This window comes from Massilia sp. TSP1-1-2 (assembly GCF_049896185.1).
Classification (GTDB): domain Bacteria; phylum Pseudomonadota; class Gammaproteobacteria; order Burkholderiales; family Burkholderiaceae_D; genus Telluria_A.
Map to the genome: position 1 here is coordinate 1 of NZ_JAFCTU010000125.1, position 1,052 is coordinate 1,052.

The 1,052-nt window shown below is 63.2% G+C and carries 1 protein-coding gene; it reads left to right on the top strand.

The genetic code is table 11. The features are described from left to right. The first annotated feature begins 69 nt into the window (after positions 1–69). Positions 70–711 (top strand): PPC domain-containing protein, encoded by a 642-nt coding sequence (locus tag ACP7BV_RS27215; protein ID WP_426108029.1) that lies wholly within the window; start codon positions 70–72, stop codon positions 709–711. Positions 712–1,052 lie beyond the last annotated feature (341 nt).

Below are 1,052 nucleotides of genomic sequence, written 5' to 3' on the forward strand. Positions count from 1 at the left end.
TCATCGTGGAATACACCATCAGCAGCCCGCTGCTGGTATTTACGCCACAGTCCGGTTCTGCGCTGACCGATGCGTCCCGAGCGCAACACCGACACCGACACCTTTACGTTTACCACCGGCGGCGTGGCCACGCTGAACCTGCGTATCGACCCGCTCGAATACCTGCGCATGCTCGACGTTTCGGCGACGATCTACAACGCTGCCAATACCGTGGTTGCATCGAGTAACTTGTCGGTGAATCGCTCGGCGCAATTCACCAACCTGTCGCTGCCGGCCGGCACTTACCGGATCGTGGTGCGCGGCGGCGCCGAGGGCACCCCGGCCAACGGTTTTTCGAACTACTCGTCGCTCGGGTGGTTTGGCATGAAAGGCACGTTGAGCGGCGGCGGCACCAGCTATCCGGTGCTGGCAAATGGCGTCTGGACGAGTGGACAGGGCGCGGCGGCCGGCGCCTGGCAGCACTTTCAGTTCGCGGTCCCCGCCGGGAAAACGAGCGTGAAGTTTGAGCTGAGCAGCCCGGGCGGCGACCCGGACCTGTTCGTCAAACTGGGCTCGCTGCCGTCGGCCACCAGCTACACCTGCAAATCGGACAGCCCTGCCGCGACGGAAACCTGTACCGTCAGCGCGCCCGCCGCCGGCACGTATTACGTTGGCGTGAACACATATTCGGCTATCTCGGGCGTCAGCGTCAAAGCGACTTACGCGCCATAAGGGCAACTGCTGAGTGAAAACGGACGCCCCAGGCGTCCGTTTTCAGTTGGGTGCGCGGCAGCTGATTATCCTTGTGCCCTGACGAAGCCGATGCGCCCCTATTATCCGGGCACATCAAGTAGGGCGGAAAAGCGCAACGCGCGCATTCCGCCAGCGCCGGCATCACCCAAGACGCGAGCCATGCCTGCGCCGCGCCGCCCACCAAACCCCCTGCTACCGCCCGTACTCCTCGTCCCCTGCCAACGCAGCCATCGCCTTTCCCACCTCATTTAACCCCTGCGCGGATCCATCCATCGGTACGGTCTCATCGCCGCGATCGGAAATCGCCTCAAAATTCTCGG